General features: G+C 36.2%; 15 protein-coding genes. 3 read left to right on the top strand and 12 right to left on the bottom strand.

Annotated features, from left to right (window positions below; all coding sequences use genetic code 11):
• Positions 1 to 25 precede the first annotated feature (25 nt).
• Positions 26 to 2,845, bottom strand: coding sequence for a DNA polymerase I (gene polA / locus LB452_RS02780; protein ID WP_224460201.1), 2,820 nt, complete (start codon positions 2,843 to 2,845; stop codon positions 26 to 28).
• A 501-nt stretch (positions 2,846 to 3,346) separates the two neighbouring features.
• Here polA and LB452_RS02775 point away from each other — a divergent pair.
• Complete coding sequence (locus LB452_RS02775) at positions 3,347 to 4,573, top strand: metallophosphoesterase (protein ID WP_224460200.1); 1,227 nt, start codon at positions 3,347 to 3,349, stop codon at positions 4,571 to 4,573.
• Positions 4,574 to 4,629: 56 nt separating this feature from the next.
• On the opposite strand, the gene LB452_RS02770 is transcribed toward LB452_RS02775, so the two are convergent.
• The 4 genes from LB452_RS02770 to LB452_RS02755 all read right to left on the bottom strand — a co-directional run bounded on the left by LB452_RS02770 (position 4,630) and on the right by LB452_RS02755 (position 8,003).
• Complete coding sequence (locus LB452_RS02770) at positions 4,630 to 6,459, bottom strand: DUF885 domain-containing protein (protein WP_224460199.1); 1,830 nt, start codon at positions 6,457 to 6,459, stop codon at positions 4,630 to 4,632.
• Positions 6,460 to 6,710: 251 nt separating this feature from the next.
• Positions 6,711 to 6,923 carry a hypothetical protein gene (locus LB452_RS02765; protein ID WP_224460198.1) on the bottom strand — a complete coding sequence of 71 codons (213 nt, stop codon included), beginning with the start codon at positions 6,921 to 6,923 and terminating at the stop codon, positions 6,711 to 6,713.
• Between the two features lie 191 nt (positions 6,924 to 7,114).
• Positions 7,115 to 7,516 (bottom strand): DUF2059 domain-containing protein, encoded by a 402-nt coding sequence (locus LB452_RS02760; RefSeq protein ID WP_224460197.1) that lies wholly within the window; start codon positions 7,514 to 7,516, stop codon positions 7,115 to 7,117.
• A gap of 61 nt (positions 7,517 to 7,577) precedes the next feature.
• Positions 7,578 to 8,003 (bottom strand): hypothetical protein, encoded by a 426-nt coding sequence (locus LB452_RS02755; protein WP_224460196.1) that lies wholly within the window; start codon positions 8,001 to 8,003, stop codon positions 7,578 to 7,580.
• A gap of 184 nt (positions 8,004 to 8,187) precedes the next feature.
• Between LB452_RS02755 and LB452_RS02750 the strand changes: the two genes are divergently transcribed.
• Positions 8,188 to 9,087, top strand: a complete 900-nt coding sequence (locus LB452_RS02750) for a zinc-dependent metalloprotease (protein WP_224460195.1) — start codon at positions 8,188 to 8,190, stop codon at positions 9,085 to 9,087.
• 151 nt (positions 9,088 to 9,238) lie between these two features.
• Here LB452_RS02750 and LB452_RS02745 read toward each other — a convergent pair whose 3' ends face one another.
• Together LB452_RS02745 and LB452_RS02740 are read right to left on the bottom strand one after the other, a co-directional pair.
• Positions 9,239 to 10,975, bottom strand: a complete 1,737-nt coding sequence (locus LB452_RS02745; protein WP_224460194.1) for a T9SS type A sorting domain-containing protein — start codon at positions 10,973 to 10,975, stop codon at positions 9,239 to 9,241.
• Positions 10,976 to 11,400: 425 nt separating this feature from the next.
• On the bottom strand, positions 11,401 to 12,588 hold the full coding sequence (locus tag LB452_RS02740; RefSeq protein ID WP_224460193.1) for an endonuclease/exonuclease/phosphatase family protein: 1,188 nt from the start codon (positions 12,586 to 12,588) through the stop codon (positions 11,401 to 11,403).
• 208 nt (positions 12,589 to 12,796) lie between these two features.
• Here LB452_RS02740 and LB452_RS02735 point away from each other — a divergent pair, with 208 nt between their 5' ends.
• On the top strand, positions 12,797 to 13,549 hold the full coding sequence (locus LB452_RS02735) for a carboxypeptidase-like regulatory domain-containing protein (RefSeq protein ID WP_224460192.1): 753 nt from the start codon (positions 12,797 to 12,799) through the stop codon (positions 13,547 to 13,549).
• 49 nt (positions 13,550 to 13,598) lie between these two features.
• On the opposite strand, the gene LB452_RS02730 is transcribed toward LB452_RS02735, so the two are convergent.
• The 5 genes from LB452_RS02730 to LB452_RS02710 all read right to left on the bottom strand — a co-directional run.
• Entirely contained in the window at positions 13,599 to 15,449 is a 1,851-nt protein-coding gene (locus LB452_RS02730) for a PLP-dependent aminotransferase family protein (RefSeq protein WP_224460191.1), read from the bottom strand.
• Between the two features lie 224 nt (positions 15,450 to 15,673).
• Positions 15,674 to 16,366 (bottom strand): TlpA family protein disulfide reductase, encoded by a 693-nt coding sequence (locus tag LB452_RS02725; protein WP_224460190.1) that lies wholly within the window; start codon positions 16,364 to 16,366, stop codon positions 15,674 to 15,676.
• A 311-nt stretch (positions 16,367 to 16,677) separates the two neighbouring features.
• Positions 16,678 to 17,472, bottom strand: a complete 795-nt coding sequence (locus LB452_RS02720) for a cation transporter (protein WP_224460189.1) — start codon at positions 17,470 to 17,472, stop codon at positions 16,678 to 16,680.
• A 164-nt stretch (positions 17,473 to 17,636) separates the two neighbouring features.
• The gene (locus LB452_RS02715) at positions 17,637 to 18,017 is read right to left on the bottom strand and encodes a hypothetical protein (protein WP_224460188.1); all 381 of its coding nucleotides are present in this window, start codon (positions 18,015 to 18,017) and stop codon (positions 17,637 to 17,639) included.
• 129 nt (positions 18,018 to 18,146) lie between these two features.
• Positions 18,147 to 18,331: hypothetical protein (locus LB452_RS02710; RefSeq protein WP_224460187.1), on the bottom strand; the 185-nt coding region annotated here is incomplete at its 5' end.

Genomic DNA, 18,331 nt, shown 5'->3' with positions numbered 1-18,331 from the left:
CGATGACTTTGCCTCGGGGTATTTTTTAATGCGCTTCCAACCAATTTTGTCCGGTTCCCATATCGACATCCAGAGGAACATCCAGTTTAAAAGCGTTTTCCATTTTATCTTTGACCAAAGCCTTGAGCTCTTCGAGTTCATCTTTATGCGCATCGAAGATCAATTCATCATGCACCTGAAGTAGCATTTTGGACTTGAAGTTCTTTTCTTCCATGGCTTCATAAATGTTGATCATGGCGACTTTGATGATATCAGCTGCACTTCCCTGAATGGGCGCATTCACAGCATTTCGTTCTGCGGCACTCCGCACCACATTATTTTTGGCATTGATATCTTTCAAATAACGACGTCTGCCCATCACGGTTTTGACATAGCCATGTTCTCGGGCAAATTCCACCTGCTCATCCATATAACTTCTGAGTTTTGGATAAGTCTTGTAGTAAGTTTCAATCAGTTCTTTGGACTCTCCTCGGGTTAAATCCGTTTGATTGCTCAAGCCAAAGGCAGATACGCCGTAGATGATTCCGAAGTTAACGGTTTTCGCATTGCTTCGTTGCTCGCGGGTGACGTCTTCAATGTTGACATTGAAAACTTTGGCAGCAGTGGAAGCGTGAATGTCTTTACCGTTTTTAAAGGCTTCCATCATGTTCTCTTCTTGACTCAACGCGGCAATGATTCGCAATTCTATCTGAGAATAATCGGCAGCGAGCAAGACATGATTATCATCTCTTGGGACAAAGGCTTTTCTCACTTCACGGCCGCGTTCTGTTCGGATAGGAATGTTTTGTAGGTTGGGATTGTTGGAGCTTAATCTTCCTGTTGCCGCTACCGTTTGCATAAACTCCGTGTGTACGCGTTTGGTTCTGGGGTGAATTTGTTTTGGTAGAGCATCGACGTAAGTGCTTTTCAGTTTAGAAAGCTGTCTCCACTCCAAAACTTCTCTCACGATTTTATGATCTTTAGAATATTCAGACAGTACATCTTCCGCCGTTGAATATTGACCTGACTTAGTTTTTTTCGGTTTCTTGGCAATTTCTAATTTCCCAAAAAGAATCTCACCCAGTTGTTTTGGCGAACCGATGTTGAATTCTTCTCCAGCTTCCTCATAGACTGATTTTTCCAAGCGTTCAATATCCTTATTCAGCTTTTCTGAAATGTTTTCTAAAGCGGATTTATCCAGATTGATCCCTTCAATTTCCATGGCAGCCAATACACGAAGTAAAGGAATTTCCATGTCTTTGAACAAGGGCTGGTTAGAGGCTTCTTTCAACTCTTTATCAAAAAAAGTTTTCAGCTGAAAAGTGATATCGGCATCTTCTACCGCATATTGAGTTTGGTCTTCCAAATCCACCATGCGCATCGACTTTTGATTTTTCCCTTTACCAATCAAGTCTTCGATAGGTTGAGGGGAATAGTTGAGGTAAGTCTCCGCCAGGACATTCATGTTATGACGCATATCTGGATTGATGATATAGTGTGCCAGCATGGTATCAAACAAAGGCCCTTTGACTTTGAGGCTGTAGTTGGCTAAAACCTTGATGTCGTACTTTAAATTTTGACCGATTTTTTCAATCTCTTCCGATTCAAAAAATGGTCTAAGGACCTCAATTAATTCCTGCGCTTCATCCTGATCTTCAGGAAAAGCGACGTAGTAGCCTCTATGGGCTTCCCATGAAAAGGCAATGCCAACCAATTCGGCATCCAGGGTTTTCAGGCTTGTGGTTTCGGTGTCAAAACACACCGAAGTCTGTTTCATGAGTTTGTCCATGAACAACTTCACAGACATGTTTCCTTTTACATATTGATAATGGTGATCTGTGTTTTCTAAAGTCTTGTAACCATCAAAATCCGATGGATCAACATTGGAGGCATCGGTGTCGTTTCCAAATAAGGAAAACTGACCAGCACCCGCAGTTTTGGAAGTGCTTGAAGTAGAACTATCATCTGTAGCTTCTTCACCTTTGTTGTACATTTTGACAAACTGCTCGGTCAGACGTCTGAACTCTAAATCTTTGAATATTTCCAATACTTTTTCTACATCTGGAGGGGAAACTTCATATTTAGATTCATCGAAGGTCACATCACAATCGGTGAAAATGGTCGCCAGTTTTTTGGATAATCGGCCAAGCTCTGCATTTTCTTCCACTTTCTCCTTCATCTTTCCTTTCAGTTGATCAGTATTGTCCAGTAAGGCTTCCATAGATCCAAATTGGGCAAGAAATTTCTTGGCTGTTTTTTCACCAACCCCTGGAAGTCCAGGAATATTATCAGATGCATCGCCCATCATGCCCAAAAAATCGATGACTTGTTCTGGACGTTCTACACCAAATTTCTTTTGAACTTCGGGAATGCCCCATTTTTCAACGCCATTACCCATTCTGGCTGGGCGTTGCATAAAGATATTTTCGCTGACCAATTGAGCAAAATCTTTGTCTGGCGTGACCATGTGGACTTCGTAGCCTTCCTTTTCGGCTTGTTTGGCTAAAGTGCCAATGATATCATCAGCCTCCATTCCTGAAATCTCAATAACAGGAATTTCCATGGCATGGAGAATATCTTGTATAATGGGTATAGAGTCTTTGATGACTGTTGGCGTTTCGTCACGGTTGGCTTTGTAGTCCTCGTAAATTTCTTTTCGCTCCTTACTGCCGTCTTTGTCGAAACACACGGCGAGATGATCTGGGTTTTCTCGCTTGATGACATCAAAAAGCGAATTCATAAATCCCATAATAGCTGAAGTGTCCTGACCTTTAGAATTGATTCTTGGATTCTTGATTAGGGCGTAATACCCACGGAATATCATTGCGTATGCGTCTACTAGGAAAAGTCGTTTTTTGGAAGCCATAATTCTGTTTTGTTGAATGTAAATTTAACTGAAATTATGGCTTAGCCCAAATGGAAGTTGAGGTTTGTTTGCAAAGATTTCGGGACTCTACCCCTTTGATTATGCGATGCTTTTAATCATAAAGATTTATTGCTTCTGCACAGTGGCTCATTAGCTCAATTTTATTGTACTGAGTCTTTAAAAATTAGGGGCGGAGCCCTTTAATCTTATCAGCACGTATGATCAAAATTAACAAAGGGGCGTTAGCCCTGACATCTTGTTTTTGAATTAATATTTCGATTGTGTTTGGGTCATAATAATTAGTTTTTTATACAAATCACGAATCTTCATCGTTTCCTTCATTGGGACACGGAGGCAGACATCTGCCTTAAGTTTAGACTAAGTTTTAGTGGTCTTCTACACCTGTAATCTTGCAGGATTAAAATCAGAATAAAATCTTCTAAAACTTTACACAAATCAGGTGCTTAAGCTTTTGTCAGGGATATATTTGCACAAAAAAAGATGCGGTGGATTATTACAATTGCCATTTTATTGGCATTGGAAGTCTATGCTTTCCAAGCGTTCAGGACGCTTTTTAAATTTTGGTGGAGCCTTTCTGTATATGTGGGAATAACGGTAGTTGTTTTGGGATTGCTGTTTTATTCCTTTTATCAACCGACTCCGCATGGATCGTTGACGGGTTTTCGAGCCTATATGATAGGGGCTTTCCTGAGTATTATTGCTTTAAAGCTTAGTGTGATTCTATGGATGTTTGGCGAAGATATTGTCAGGCTTTCTGTTTTTGTTTATAGAAAATTCTCTACCTCTTCTGTTGAAAATATACCTTCACGGCGGAAATTCATCAGTACCATCGCGCTTGGTTTGGGGGCGATTCCTTTCCTATCTCTACTCTACGGTATGTATAAGGGTAAATACAATTTTAAAGTTTTGTCTTACGAATTGGAGTTTGACAACCTGCCCGAAGCCTTTGAAGGTTACCAAATTACTCAACTAAGCGATATTCATAGCGGGAGTTTCGATAATGCTAAAAAAATAGAATACGCTATTGATCTGGTTAATGAGCAGGAGTCGGATGTGATCCTGTTTACAGGAGATCTGGTAAATAATTTGGCTGATGAAATGACGCCTTGGACTTCGGTTTTTAAGAAGTTGAAGTCTAAAGACGGGGTATTTTCCATTCTTGGGAACCATGATTATGGGGATTATCACAATTTTGAAAGTCAAGATAAAAAGCAAAAGAATTTTGAAGCACTAGTTCAAACTCACGCTGAAATGGGTTGGGATTTGCTAAGAAACGAAAATCGAGAAATAAGGCGTGGACAAAGCAAACTCAAATTAATCGGTGTCGAAAATTGGGGTAAAGGAGGTTTTAAAAAAGCTGGAGATTTTGATAAAGCTGCAGAAGGTGTGGATGCGAAAGACTTTAAAATATTGATGAGTCACGATCCTTCGCATTGGGATGAGGTAATCAAAAATCATGAAAAAGATGTACAACTAACTTTAAGCGGACACACTCACGGAATGCAGTTTGGGATCGAAATTCCCGGCTGGTTCAAATGGAGCCCGGTGCAATATCGCTATGACCAATGGGCTGGTCTTTATGAAAACGCCAAGCGGTTTATCAACGTGAATCGTGGATTTGGGTATTTAGCGTATCCCGGTAGGGTAGGTATATGGCCAGAAATTACCGTGATCAAGCTAAAACGTAAATCTGCTTCTGAAGTATAAAAAAAGTGCAACTCATTGAGTTGCACTTTTACTTTTTCAATTTTCAAAATAAGATTTTAAGCGTTTCCTTTATTTTGCTCTATCCAGGAATCCACTTGTTGTTCCAGATAATTTAATGGTAAAGCTCCGCTACCAAGAATTAAATCGTGGAATTCTTTGACATTGAAATCATCACCGAGTTCCTGCTCTGCCTTTAGTCTTAGCTCGCCAATCTTGAGCATACCAATTTTGTAACCGGTAGCCTGACCTGGAATAACCATGTAGCGTCTGACCTCTGCCTGAATAGCACCATCTGAAACGGATGAATTTTCACTAAAATATTTTATAGCATCTGCTTCGGTCCAGCCTTTGGAGTGTAATCCTGTATCAACAACCAGACGAATCGCTCTCCAGATTTCGTTGACCAAGCGGCCGAAATCGTAATAAGGATTTTCGTATTGCCCCATTTCTTTGGCGAGCTTTTCAGAATATAGAGCCCAGCCTTCTACATAAGCATTATAGCCGCCCTGTGTTCTGAATTTTGGAATATCTTCTAGCTCCTGAGCTATAGAAATCTGCATGTGATGGCCTGGATTTCCCTCGTGGTAAGCTACACCTTCCAAAGTTGATTTTGGCATGGACGTCATGTCGGAAAGATGGACATAATAGGTCCCAGACCTGGATCCATCCGGAGTTCCTGCCATATAATGCTGTGGGGCACCATCTTGTTCTCTAAAAGCTTCCACACGCTTTACCTCTAAATCAGCTTTTGGTAAAATCCCAAAATAGTCTGGAAGTTTTTCGGTGATTTCGTCGATGTATTTGGTTGCTAGATCGAGATAAGCTTGCCGGCCTTCATCTGTATTGGGGAAGTAAAACTGTTTATCTTCGTTTATAAATTTGAAAAACGCCTGCAGGTCGCCCTCAAAACCCACTTCTTCCTTGATTGCTTTCATCTCTTCCTGGATGCGTTTTACTTCTTGGAGACCAATATTATGAATTTCATCGGCCGTGAGGTTGGTAGTGGTGGAAGCACTCAATTTATAATCATAGTACTCTGCACCGTTTTCATGACGACTGACACCTGTTGGTGTTTCCTCTGTGTTTGGAAGTTCTTTTTCGGTCCAGGCGATTAGATTTTCATAAGCAGGTTTAAAGACTTTAAGTAAGGTTTGTCTTGAAGACTCTTTGAGTTCTTCAGCCTTTTCTTCTGAAATTAATTCAGCTTCAACTAATGCATTTATTTTTTTGGTCACGTCCTGAAAGATGGCTGAAGCTTCCTCGGTATCCTCAAAGGGTTGTCCTTTTAGAAGAGACCTGGATTGTTTTTGAACAATTTCTAAAGCAAATCGTGGAGGTAGGATATTATTCTCGGCCTGGGATTCGGCTCTGTCCAGTAGTTGTTCTGAAGCTCTTCCCATTTTCTCCACACGACTGATATAAGCTTCCATATCCTGAAGACTATCTACCTTATGAAAGTTAATCAGCATATTAGGAAGGCGAGTGTGGATAGAAGTCATTTGGTCAAATACATACTCCATTGGAGCATATTTCACCTCTTTTTGCTTCATCTCATTTTGATACACCCACAAATCGTAAGATAATTGACCTTGCTCATCCAACTCGTCGTAGTTGAATTCAGCCTTAAGCTCCTCTACACTTTCCTGCATCCACTGAGTTTCATCTTCCAAAGCTTGAAGACTCATGTCATCGATTTCGTCATAGCGGTCTTTTCTTCCTAGAGATGTTAATCTTAAAGGGCTTTTCTGAAGGGATTCTTCGTGTTTTTCATCCAGCCAGGAGGTCAATTTTTCATTGACATCTTCTTTTTCGGCGGGTTCCTGACAGGAAATTCCTAAAAACAGGAATGCCATCAGTACTATTGGTAAAAGTGGTTTTGTTGACATGCGTTTAGATTTAAAATTAGATCTTAAAGTTAATATTTTTAAGGTTTTAAATAGCGTCAAAAAAAGGCATCTTTACTTTAAACGGCCTCAAGTCAAATTTAGAATAGAAGTGAATTTATATACATGAATTTTTATAGCTAATTGATCACGGAAATTCTTCCACTAAAATCTCTATGACTTGCAATTCTCTGTACGCTATAGTCTGCATCACATTTAATAGCTCCGAGTCGATAACCGATTTAAAAAATACTCTAACTTTTTTTGTTGAAAAAGCTAGTTCTCAACTTAGGGATAAAAGCATACGAATTGTAATAAGAATTGACAGCATTCAGGTCTAAATCATTGAGCCTTGGAGAACTAAAATTGATATCGATGGAAGTGCGTTCTGAAATAAAATAGCTGACGGAAGGCTTGATGGCAAATCGATTGATACCAGATTCAAAAGCACCTGAAGACCATATCAAGAAGTCCCGAAAGACTGAGCTTCATATCGTTTTCTTTGAACTGGCTGTAAACTGAAGTTGAAATTGATTAAATAAGTTCTTTTAACGATGGAAAGTTTCAATAAACTTGGATTAAGTAACAATCGGCATTTTTTTAAATAAAAAACACCAGATTAAGAATCTGGTGTTTAATAAATTTACTTTAAATTGAATTAGTTGCTATACTTTTGAACGATTGGCATCAGCTCCATACTAAGTGGTTGAGCCATTTCCATACTTCTCACTGTCAGTTTGGCCTGGGCGTCAAGCATTTTTTGACCAAGATCGGATTCGTAAAAGTCTAAGAGTTGCTTTACGTCTTCATGGCTGTAATATTCCATGGATACTTTTGCCATTTTGGTATAATAATTATCCAGAACAGGTTTTAATTCTTCTTTAAAGTCTTCCAGTTTTTCTGCTGGAATCATGGCGTATAATTGCCCGAAAGAGGCTTCAACAGCATCGTTAGACAATCTTGTAAGTTTCAAAGCATCTTCCATAAATGCCTCATCCTGTGCTAAACTGATACTGTAATTTCCAAGACAGATCAGTAGTACTAAAAGTGTTTTTTTCATAGTTAATAGTTTTTAAGTTAGTTTTTGAACGGTAAATATATCAAAATGGAACTATCAGATCCTAATTTAAGATATAACGAATGCCTATAAATCCTCTTATAAACACATCTTCAAGGTCAAATTCATAGATCGGGTTAAATTCAATATTAAAGGATAGATTCCTGAGACTTTCGATGGGTTTAATGCCAATACCTACTGGAATGATAACCGCATTAATGTTGTTCAGAATAGCGCCTGCGCCAAAGTAAATATCATAATTATTTTTTTTTACGATGTTGTGATTGATGACTATTTCTGGTGTGACGTTATCCAAACTAGTATCGGAATACACCCGAAGGTCCGTCCAGAAGCGTTCATTGATATTGTAGCCTAGCGCAAATTTTGAGGAGTTGCTATTGGCGTAGAATGAGGCTGTGATTTGTGATGAAGCTTCTGTAGCTAAAACTAAAAACAGGAGTACTGATAAGATTTTGACTGATTTTTTCATAATTGTTTAGGTAAGTTTTATCTCAATGGAATTTAATAATAAGAACAATTTGAAGAAGTTTTAATTATTGTTAAATAAAACTAAATTTATTAAGCTTAACCTTACTGTTTAAACATTTAAAATGAAATTAGAGCAATATTAAATAATACTTGCGCAAGTATTACTAACCTTTAATCTAAATTTTATGACAATTACTAAACATTTTATTGTTCCAGCATTTTTGGGATTATTATTTATTACTTCATGTGAGAATGAGAACACTGTGACAGAAGAGGTTGCGGATACCAATGAAATAGACACTTCGGACCGTATCATTTTAGGAGTCAATACTTCTGAAATACCTTCCAATCTTGATCAGAAAACATTGGATTTAATTTCCAAGAACCATTTAAGTCCTTTGGGAGCACAGCTTGAAGAAATGGTGCTTCCTGGCGGGGAGAAAAGAGAAGTGATCCGTGTAGAAGGAGACATCGTCATGTTCCCAGAGGATTTGGAGAAAATGAACTTCGATGGATACGAGAGTATACACCAAAAGCAATACAGTACCAACGCCCTGGTAAGTCCAAGAACGATTAATGTTATTGGTTATACAGGGGGAAGTCAAGCTTTGACCTCTTCGGAAAGAACTGCATTACAGTGGGCTGTCAATAATTATAACCGGTTAAATCTTAATATCAATTTCAATTTGACATTTGGAACTAGCTATCAAAATAAAGATATGGTAGTTTACAATAATACTGTTAATAATCCTAGTGGTGCTGGAGGTTCAGCTGGATTTCCTAGTAACGGACGACCTTTTAAATTTGTTCAGATTTACGGTTTAAGTAATTACAATACCAATGTGATTGAGCATGTGATTACTCATGAAATTGGACATTCCGTTGGTTTTAGACACACAGATTATTTCAGTAGACAAAGTTGTGGTCAAAACACCAATGAAGGAACTGCTGGTGTTGGCGCTAATTATATCCCTGGAACTCCCAGCGGTTACGATTCCACTTCCATTATGCTGGCTTGTTTTAGCAATAATGAAGATGGTGAATTTAATTCCAACGACATCACAGCCTTAAACTTTCTCTATTAAAAATGGGGTTTATTTTTTTTAGCTACAAAACACCTCCAAATTTTGGAGGTGTTTTTTGCTAACAGAAACATTGAAATCATTCATCAACTTTCTTATTCTTTTAAAGCAAAATTTAAAATCAGCTTCGTATACTAATACTAGATAAGCACTATTAGTTTTTAATCAGTTTCAAATTGCCTGAAACATTATCAAGTGTTTCCACACTAATAAAATAAATACCTTTATTTAAGTTACCTACAAAGATTCCTTCATCTTTTAGATAAGAATTAGTTTCAAACACCTTTTTACCCGTAATATCCATAATGCGAATCTTTCGGATATTAACATCTTCACTTAAGAAAACGTAGTCTGAAGCTGGATTCGGATAGAGTTTTATATTGAATTGTTTTTGACTTTCAAGTGATAAAGGATTGCTGCAAGAATCTTCTAATAAAGTAATAGCAGTTCCGCTGATAGCCATTGCACCTTCAACAATAGAAACTACAGCAGACGAAACATTCGTTATTGTATTTACTGTTCCTAAGGCATTTGTTGTGAAATCTAAGCTCATATTATCACAAGCATTTATCTTCAGAGCATCTACATTCATAAACTCGATATTTGAAAATCCGCCAGTAGATGGATCTCCATTCCTGTATCCTACAGCATAATGAATGGGGCTTGTAACACTAGTATCATATAAAGCAATATCTGGATAATAAATTAAAGGCAATTGAGAGTCCCAAAGATTATATGGGTCTCCTGTTGGTTCCTGGTAAGGTGTTAAATATTGATAACTTGTGCCTACTTGATTTCCATTAGATTTTTCAAATTCTTGTACTATAATATTGGTTTGATTTGTACTTGTACCATCGAAATAGCTTCTTCGATATCCGTAGATAATCAAATTGTTTGCTGAGGCTAAAGACTCTCTCAGTGAAAATCCATAGAAATCCAGTTCGAAATTGTCCTCATTTGCGTACCATGATTTTGAAGCATTGATAGCGCCGTTTGCATTATCTAGAACTGTGACTCCAAAACTATGTTGGTTGGAGTAATTGCTTAGCATAAAAATTTCATCTGTACTTGAGTCGTAATACGCATCAACACTGACATCTCTGGAATTGCCAAAAATGTAACTACTGTCCCAGACTTGAGTTCCTTCAAAATCTATTTTGTGAGCTAAAACTCCAGCTTGTATACTTGTGTTGCCTTGTCCAGTTGCACTTCCAGTGAGGACAAAACCGTCACTGGTTTCAACTGCTCCGTTGACAAAATCATAATCAAGTGAACCTGAAGCCGAGGAGTCAACTTCAGTAACCCATATCTGATCCAAATTTAAATTTGTCCTTAAAGCAAAACCAATATTAAGGTTACAACTAGGGTCAGCATTTAAGCAATTTCCAAAAAAACCAGTTATCAAAAGACCTGGATTAGTATTTCCATCTCCTGTGGCATCAGAATCGGATACAATAACTTTTAACCCTGTAGAATTAAAATTAGCATTGACGATATCATAATATCTGTCATCCAAAAGATCACCCGTTGCAGCTTCTATTTTGGCGACAAAAATCTTTTTTGTTCCACCTACGTCAACAGAGCCAGTCATAAAAATTAGGTCAAAATAATTGGTAATGTCAAATATTCTAGCGTTTAATAAGGTTGGGTCGTCGTAGGTTTTTGCCCATACAACAGTTCCGTCATCCTGCAAGCGTTTTAGCACAGGTTCTGGTGAAGCTGTACTTAATAAATTGCTCGCAATTACAACATCATTGGTTCCATCTTCAATCTGAGCTAGGTTTGCATTGATCAGATGAGCTTGTGAAAATTCTAAATTCTTTTGTAGCAGCTGGCTATTAGCGACTACTGAAAATAATAAAAAGCTAATTAAAAGTAGTTTTAATTTCATGACGCATAATTTATAAGTTAATATCATTTAAATGTAGCAATAAATTATGAAACATTTAATTTTTGTAAATTTGATATTATTAAATTGAATTTATCACAAAGAAATCTTTCACAAGTTTCTTGTTTAATTTGATGGATAAGTTATTTCATTTAATTCATAAATAGATAGTTATCAATTTACTATAAATGCGTCTAAGAGAATACAAAAATTCTATAGCTTTGAAGCAGGTTAAAGACTTTAAAATTTAATAGGAGAGTTGAAAAATTAAATTAGACAAAGCTTAACATATTTAACTTTTATCTGTTAACTGTTTGAAGTGATATGAAGAATCACTTCACGGTTATTTTGACATCCTCATATGCAGATAATATTAGAAGCAAAATGCCGTAAGTTTTAAATTTGAGTTATTCATAAAGAGCCTCATGTTAGATTTCAATTTCAACCCAAACTAATCTATGGTCTGAGCTGGCTTTTCGGTCTTCCATTAATTTATACAAGGGTTCGTCTTCAATAGGCCAAAAAATTCCATAATTTAAAACTTCAAGATCTGATGAAGGCAGAACATAATCTGCTCTCATCCTCCAAATGGCAGTGTGGTACTTGCCAAATTCATTATTGGGGCTATGGGCTTCTCCGCCGTTGCTGGAGGGAGTAAATTTGTTGTTCACTCTTGGATGATTCAATAAACTTTTTATGCCACCATTGATGGCACTTCCTTCAGCAGGGGAAGCATTCAAATCGCCCATGATTACAAAAGAGACATCACCAAGACTGCCTTTTTTACCTTCATCGCCATAGATGTATGAGCCTTCATGTTCATCTACATAATCTCTCCAAAATCTGATTTCATCATGATTTCGCTTCCCATTTCTGTCTTCTTCTCCATCGAAGCCTGGAGGAGTAGGATGACTTGCTAAAACGTGTACGGTTTTATCGCCTAACTGAATAGGCACATCCCAATGAGACTTTGAGGATAACCTAAATTCTTCCCAGGCCTCCTGGCTATAAAAACCTTCACCATTTTCGGTTTTGGTTTCCAGAAAACCAGGCATGTCTTTCCATTTGAAGTTTTGAAAAGTTCTGATATTTGCTGTGTCAATAGGATATTTCGAAAGCAACACCATACCATAATGGCCAGGATATCTTCCGTACCCAAAAGCATCATTTCTGTTGCCTTCAAATTTACCATCGCCATTAAGGTCAAAAGGAGTTTCAATACCAGTATTGGAAGTTGAGTAGTAATAGTAAGGATAGTCGATGGCTTTGGTACCTTTTTGATCCACTTTTAAATAAGCCTCGCTAAATTGTTCAACCCCATCTTCTGGGTTTTCGATATAATCAAATTCGTTGAGTAGAATGACATCTGGCCTTACTTCTTGTATGACGCTTGCAATATTCATGATGTGTTTGCACTCACCTGTGGCGAGACTGTCTATCAAGACTTGAGCAGAAACCTTTTTAGCATCCCTTCCCAGATAATTCTCTGACTCCATGCTGACATTGAAGGTTGCAAACTTTATTTGAAGAGTCTCATCTTCAGTTGATGCTTTTTTACATTGAATATTTAAAAGCGAAATACACATTAATACAAAGAGTAAGAAATTGTGGCGCATAAATCTAAATTTGAAAACCCAAGATTACGATAAATTAAATAAATGAATTTTCCCGAATCACCTTTTATTATCGAAATCATGATAGTTATCAGAAATAAAATCAATTCAAATTTTAAAATTGAGTGCTTTTGAAGTGATAATATAAAAAAGTTAAACCTCACTTTATTTAAAGTCACTAAGTCTAAATTCAATGAATATTTGAAATCATATGAAGCTTTTAGGCTTAATTATTTTCTTGTTTCCTGTGGTATTAATTTCACAAAACCAAAAGCAATTGCAAGTGGTAGGCATAATTCAAAACGAACATTTACCTGTTGAAGACGCTGTTATTAAAAATATATCAACTGGAGAATTTTCAAAGACCAATTCTGATGGCACATTCAAAATTAAAGGATCCGCTGGTGATACCTTAAATTTCAATCATATAGCTTTCAGTAGTTTTAATGAAAAATTGACTGATGAAATCCTTGATTTGGAAGTTTTACTCATTCAAGTTTCAGATAAGGTGAATACTCTGGATGAGGTGACCGTAAATGCATTTCCAAACATCAACGCAGTAAGTTTACGGATCGTAGATCATAAAGCGGTGGAACTTACACCCAATGAAAGAAGGCTTCAAACAGCCGGAGATTTCAAGCCCATTCACCTTTTGGCAATCTTGGGTGGATCCTTACCACTGGACCCGATTCTTAATAAGATATCGGAGAGAACCGATAGGCTAAAAAAGCTGGTGAAATTTGATCAGGATGAAGATTACTTTGATTTTATCATTGATAATCAATCTGATTTTATTAAAACTGAATTAAATATTTCAAAAGAAGAATTCAACAGATTTATCTATTTTCTGGTCGAAAATGCTGAGATTAAAAAAGCTATCCAAACCCATAATAATCCCCAACTTCAGTTTTTTATTCAGGACCTCGCTCTACAATTTAAATACAATCAAAAAGCTGAAAAGTAAGCATTAAGCTCATAGTGTAACCTCATGAATTTAATTGCCTTATATCAAATTACGACTTGATTTCCTCGACAAAGTCAGAAAACACCTTTTTATGTAACTCAAGATCTAGATTTGGAGATACAGAAACTCTGGCAATATAATCTTTGTCTTTTTCTTTGGTGGTGCCTTGTGTAGAGGTAGCGGGTATGGTCCAGTAACATCCCTTGAGCTGGCCGTAACTTACACAATGTTTGCTTTCATCTGGTATTCTAGTTATCATCATATTGATTAACTTCTGATTTAAAGCTCTTTTGTAAGTTTCTTTTTCTTCAGCCGTATTTCCTTTGGTTGGAAGGTCCAGTGAAAAAACAGAAGGCGTAAATCCTTGCTGAACAACGTCTTCAGGTACAAAATTGATTTTTGCTTCAGGGAGTGTCTTTTCTATATAATCAACAAATTCACGAGTATTTTTATAAGCATCGATAATTCGTTGATTCATGGATGGCAATTGCTCTGCAAGTATTTCCACTTGCAAATCCGTAGCTTCATTATCACAAACTTTAAAATGCTTCTCAATCGCCGGCATCAGATTTTTAGCTTTTTCGTTTGCAACGCAGTATCCTGCGGTACATTTTCCACCACTTGGAAATTTGGAACCACTCACATAGGAAATAGTTCGGATCGATGAGAAAATTCCTTCTTTACTTAAGAATTGTACGTTTGGACAAAAGGTTTGATCTAAAATAAAAATCGGATCAATAGCTAACTCACCAGCTGGTGTTTTGCGAGTTTTATTAAGAGCGTCTCTTAGTTTTTCAAGGTTTGGAACTTCTACTCTTGGGTTGGTTGGGATTTCAGCAATAATAAGAGGAACAGCATCTTCCCGAGCTACTTCATCCAGGACTTGATCTGTACTTTGCACCATGTCGTTATCTCGATCTACAGGTAAATCTAAAATATCTACATTATCAATCGCTGCAACAACACGTCTGGCCTGATCGTTTGTGCCTCCGTAACAATTTGGCGGAACTATAATTTTTATCGCTTTTCCTGGATGCTTTTGCATAGCATTGTCAATAAGTCCCATCATTATAGCATATTGTACTGATAGTCCACAGGAACCGAGTAAAACATTTGATTGGGTTGCTGTTATTTTTTGAACAGATTCAACCACACTTGCTTTATTTTTCTCTACATCTCTATGGACATGAACGGATGGTAATTTTCCAATCAATCGCTGCAAAGCAGAAAATGAATCTGCTGGGGTCATCGCGATGGATTCTCTACGACGGACATGTAGAATTTCTGAAATATAGCTGTCGCTATGCTCACTGTTGACTACAATGATGCTTCCTAAATCGGGATGCATAGTGATAGAAAAGTCAATAGATGAGTTCAATATAGTTTCACCGATCTTATCTTCTTCTGAAATAAATATAGTACTTCCGTCGAAGTCCGGAATTTGATCCGCACTACTAACTTGTTTTAATTCGAAGTTGTATCCGTAAACCTGTTTTAGCGCGTCAAAATCAAAATGATCAGGAAGTTCTCCAGTGTAAGCGATTTGAGTATTCTTCTGATCAAATAAATTCTTTCTTAAAACTGCTAAAACCGGCATGGTTTGAGAAGAAAAACTGATGACTTGTTCGGGTTGGAGGTGATGCAAATTTGCAATAGCCCATTCCAAAACAGAAGAAAGTGGATGTCCTAATCTTATATAATCAAAAGCGGTGGGTAATTCACTAAGTGCAGATAATGAAGAATTGTTGGCTTTGTAGAGCTCTGCAAATCTTTCAATAAATTGAGTTTTAGCTAAACTCTCATCATAAATGTCCAGCCGGTGGGTTGTTAATTTTAACCAATCCAATGGTGTATTCTCCAATACATCTTCAACGTAATTCAGCACTTTATTATTTTTCATTTCTGTTACTTTAAGATGGCGAAAATAAAGATTTAATGGCCTAAAGCTAGACGTCTTAACAAGATGTTTTGTGTAAGGCTTTTGATGAGATATTTTTATAATAAGTAGAGTTTCTACTTTTAGAAATATCAGGTTAAAACAAAAATTAAGCAAGAACTAAACGAAAATACATTTTGAGTCTTTTTGAAAATCAGGACAATCGTTTTTACAACGTTGGATGTTGTCTACAGCAATTGGTTTAAGATAGTTTCATTAATTTCCTTGTACTCAAAATCACTAAGACCACCATATATATTAAATATTTTTCCCTTCTTATCCAAAATGAAAGTCATCGGATATCCACTAATTTTTAAATCTTCAATTTGTTCGAGAGAATTCGTAATGTGTAGAAAATCAAAATCGTAATTTTTAAGAAAACTGTTTACTTTGCTTCTGTCATCGAATGTAATCGCTAAATAATTCAGTTTATCTCCAAACGTATTTTTTAATTTTTGTAAATATGGTAATTCGGCAATGCAAGGTTTGCAAGCTGTAAACCAAAAATTAATTATTGTTGGTTTTCCTATTAGTTTAGCTTCAGAAAATTTCACGCCGTTTTCATTATAGAATTCAGATATCTTAAATTCTTTCCCGATATTTTCCTTAAATTTAGCAAAGGGGTCAAACTTTTCACCTTTTAATTTTGCTTCATAATAACCTTTACTTTTAATGTCAATTATACGGGTTAACGTGTTATCGGCTAAAATGCTATCAATAATTTTTACTTCTAAATTTTGCTTCTCGAAATTTTGCTTAAGAGTCTCATAAACTTGTTCACTAAAAACCTGTCCATCAGGCATTTTGTATTTAATAATAGTTTGTGCTGATATCAAATTAGAAATGAGGGTGATAATTACAATTAATATTATTTTTTTCATCTTATTTTTTTAAGTTTTTTTCAATAATGTAGCAAACGGTTCTCGAGTAAGTAAATTAGCTTGTAAACGTTAGGTTTATCTTCATTTCAAATTCGATTCAGCGTTTTTGCTTTGTCGTCTATTAGTCTAAACTTCAATTTTTTGGTTGGAAATATATTAATTTTTTGAATTTGGTATAGCGGTTCAATATATGATCAAGAGCAGATTTCAAGTTGAAAACCTATGAACTAATATCAAAGTTCATCAAATACACAGAACTTAAACGTATCATTTCACCCGCTATTGAATTTAGTGTTGTAACCAGTGCTTTTTCATTTTCCTAGTTTTAAAATCCTGATCGCTCCTTGAATTACTAACGCGAAGACGATTGTTCCGATGATCAAGTCAGGTTTATTTGAGTTTAGCCAGTTGACTAGAATACCTGCTGTTATTACTCCTAAATTTATTACGACGTCATTTGAAGTAAAAATCATACTTGCCTTCATATGAGCTTCTTCTTTACTCTTTGACTTTTGAAGTAAGTACAGACAAATTCCGTTAGCAATAAGTGCGAAAATTGAAACGATTATCATTGTTAAAAAGTCAGGCATTTCTTCTGCTCCGAAAAATCTTCTCAATACTTCTACAAATCCAATAATCGCAAGTATAATTTGGAAATATCCTGCAAGTTTGGCGATCTGTTTTTTTCTTATTAAAGTCTCGCCAACTGCAAACAAACTAATTCCATAAACGAAACTGTCAGCCAACATATCCAAACTGTCGGCTGCCAATCCCATTGATTTTGATATTAGCCCAGTAGTCATTTCGATTAGGAAAAAGGCAAAATTTATAATGAGTACTGTCCAAAGAAGCTTTTTCTGGTTTGCATTTTCTTTAAACTCCGTTTGGTCTGTTTGTTCGGTCGACATTTTCTTTCCGCCTAAATTCAGTTCTAGTATTGACTTTTCGATCTGGTCAACCTGTCCACTATGAAAAACGGTCAATTTTCGGTTTGGAATATCAAAATCCAAATTCGCAATACTCGAAATTCCGTCCAGTTTCATTCGGATGAGATTTTCTTCCGAAGGACAATCCATTTTAGTTATCTCAAATATCGTTTTATTCACTCCGGTTTTTTGGTTTTCGACTTAATGCATTACGGTTCTCTAGTATGACCAGTAGCGTCCAAATACTAGCTTGATTTTCAGTTTATCTTTTGATCCTCTAAATTTACGAGAACTTTTGGTCTAACCTACAAAAGCTATTGGCTATAAGATGTTGGCAATAGTTTTTAATCTACAAGACCATACCAAATCAAATTATTCTTGTATTTGATCGTATCATTTTTATATGCTCGAAAAATTCTTTTTATTAGAGTTTGATTTAAAATTTGTTTCAAAGAATCTAATTTTTTGTTAGGAATATTTTTGTCAGCAATTAAAATAAAATTTGCTTTTGAAAATGGTCGTGGACCAAACTCTTCTTTAAAGTCAGTAATCTCCTTTTCCAAATTGCTCAGATTGTCATAATTATCAGTCAAAAATTTTAATCTTCCGTTATCATACCCCGCATAAATTGTAAAGATAAATGGACTATTTCCAATCTCTATCAACTCCTTGTCTGCATTTGGCAAATCAATTTTTAAATTTATTGATTTTTGCAAAAAATCCATCGCATTTTGGGCTTTTACGATATTTTTAAATTCAATTATTGTGTCTCCGTAAACTTTTAACTCGAGTCGGTCATTACTTTTAGTTTATATTCATAGGTTAATTCAGAGTCTCCGGGATAACCTTTTAAATCATAAAGAAGAATTTGCTTTTTTGTCGCTTTCCACTTTGCGATAGTTGTGCCTGTAAGCTTCCCCCAAAACCGAACTGTTTAAAATAAGAATTATTTTAATTAAATTAGACAGTATTATGAGACGAAGTAAATTTTCACCACAGCAGATTGCTAAGATTTTAAAAGAGTTTGATACGGGTAAAA

The sequence above is a fragment of the Psychroflexus longus genome (genome assembly GCF_020164595.1).
In the GTDB taxonomy this organism is placed as follows: Bacteria; Bacteroidota; Bacteroidia; order Flavobacteriales; family Flavobacteriaceae; genus Psychroflexus; species Psychroflexus longus.
The sequence above is the reverse complement of the archived record's forward strand: the minus strand, read 5'-3'. Positions and strand labels throughout refer to the sequence as shown.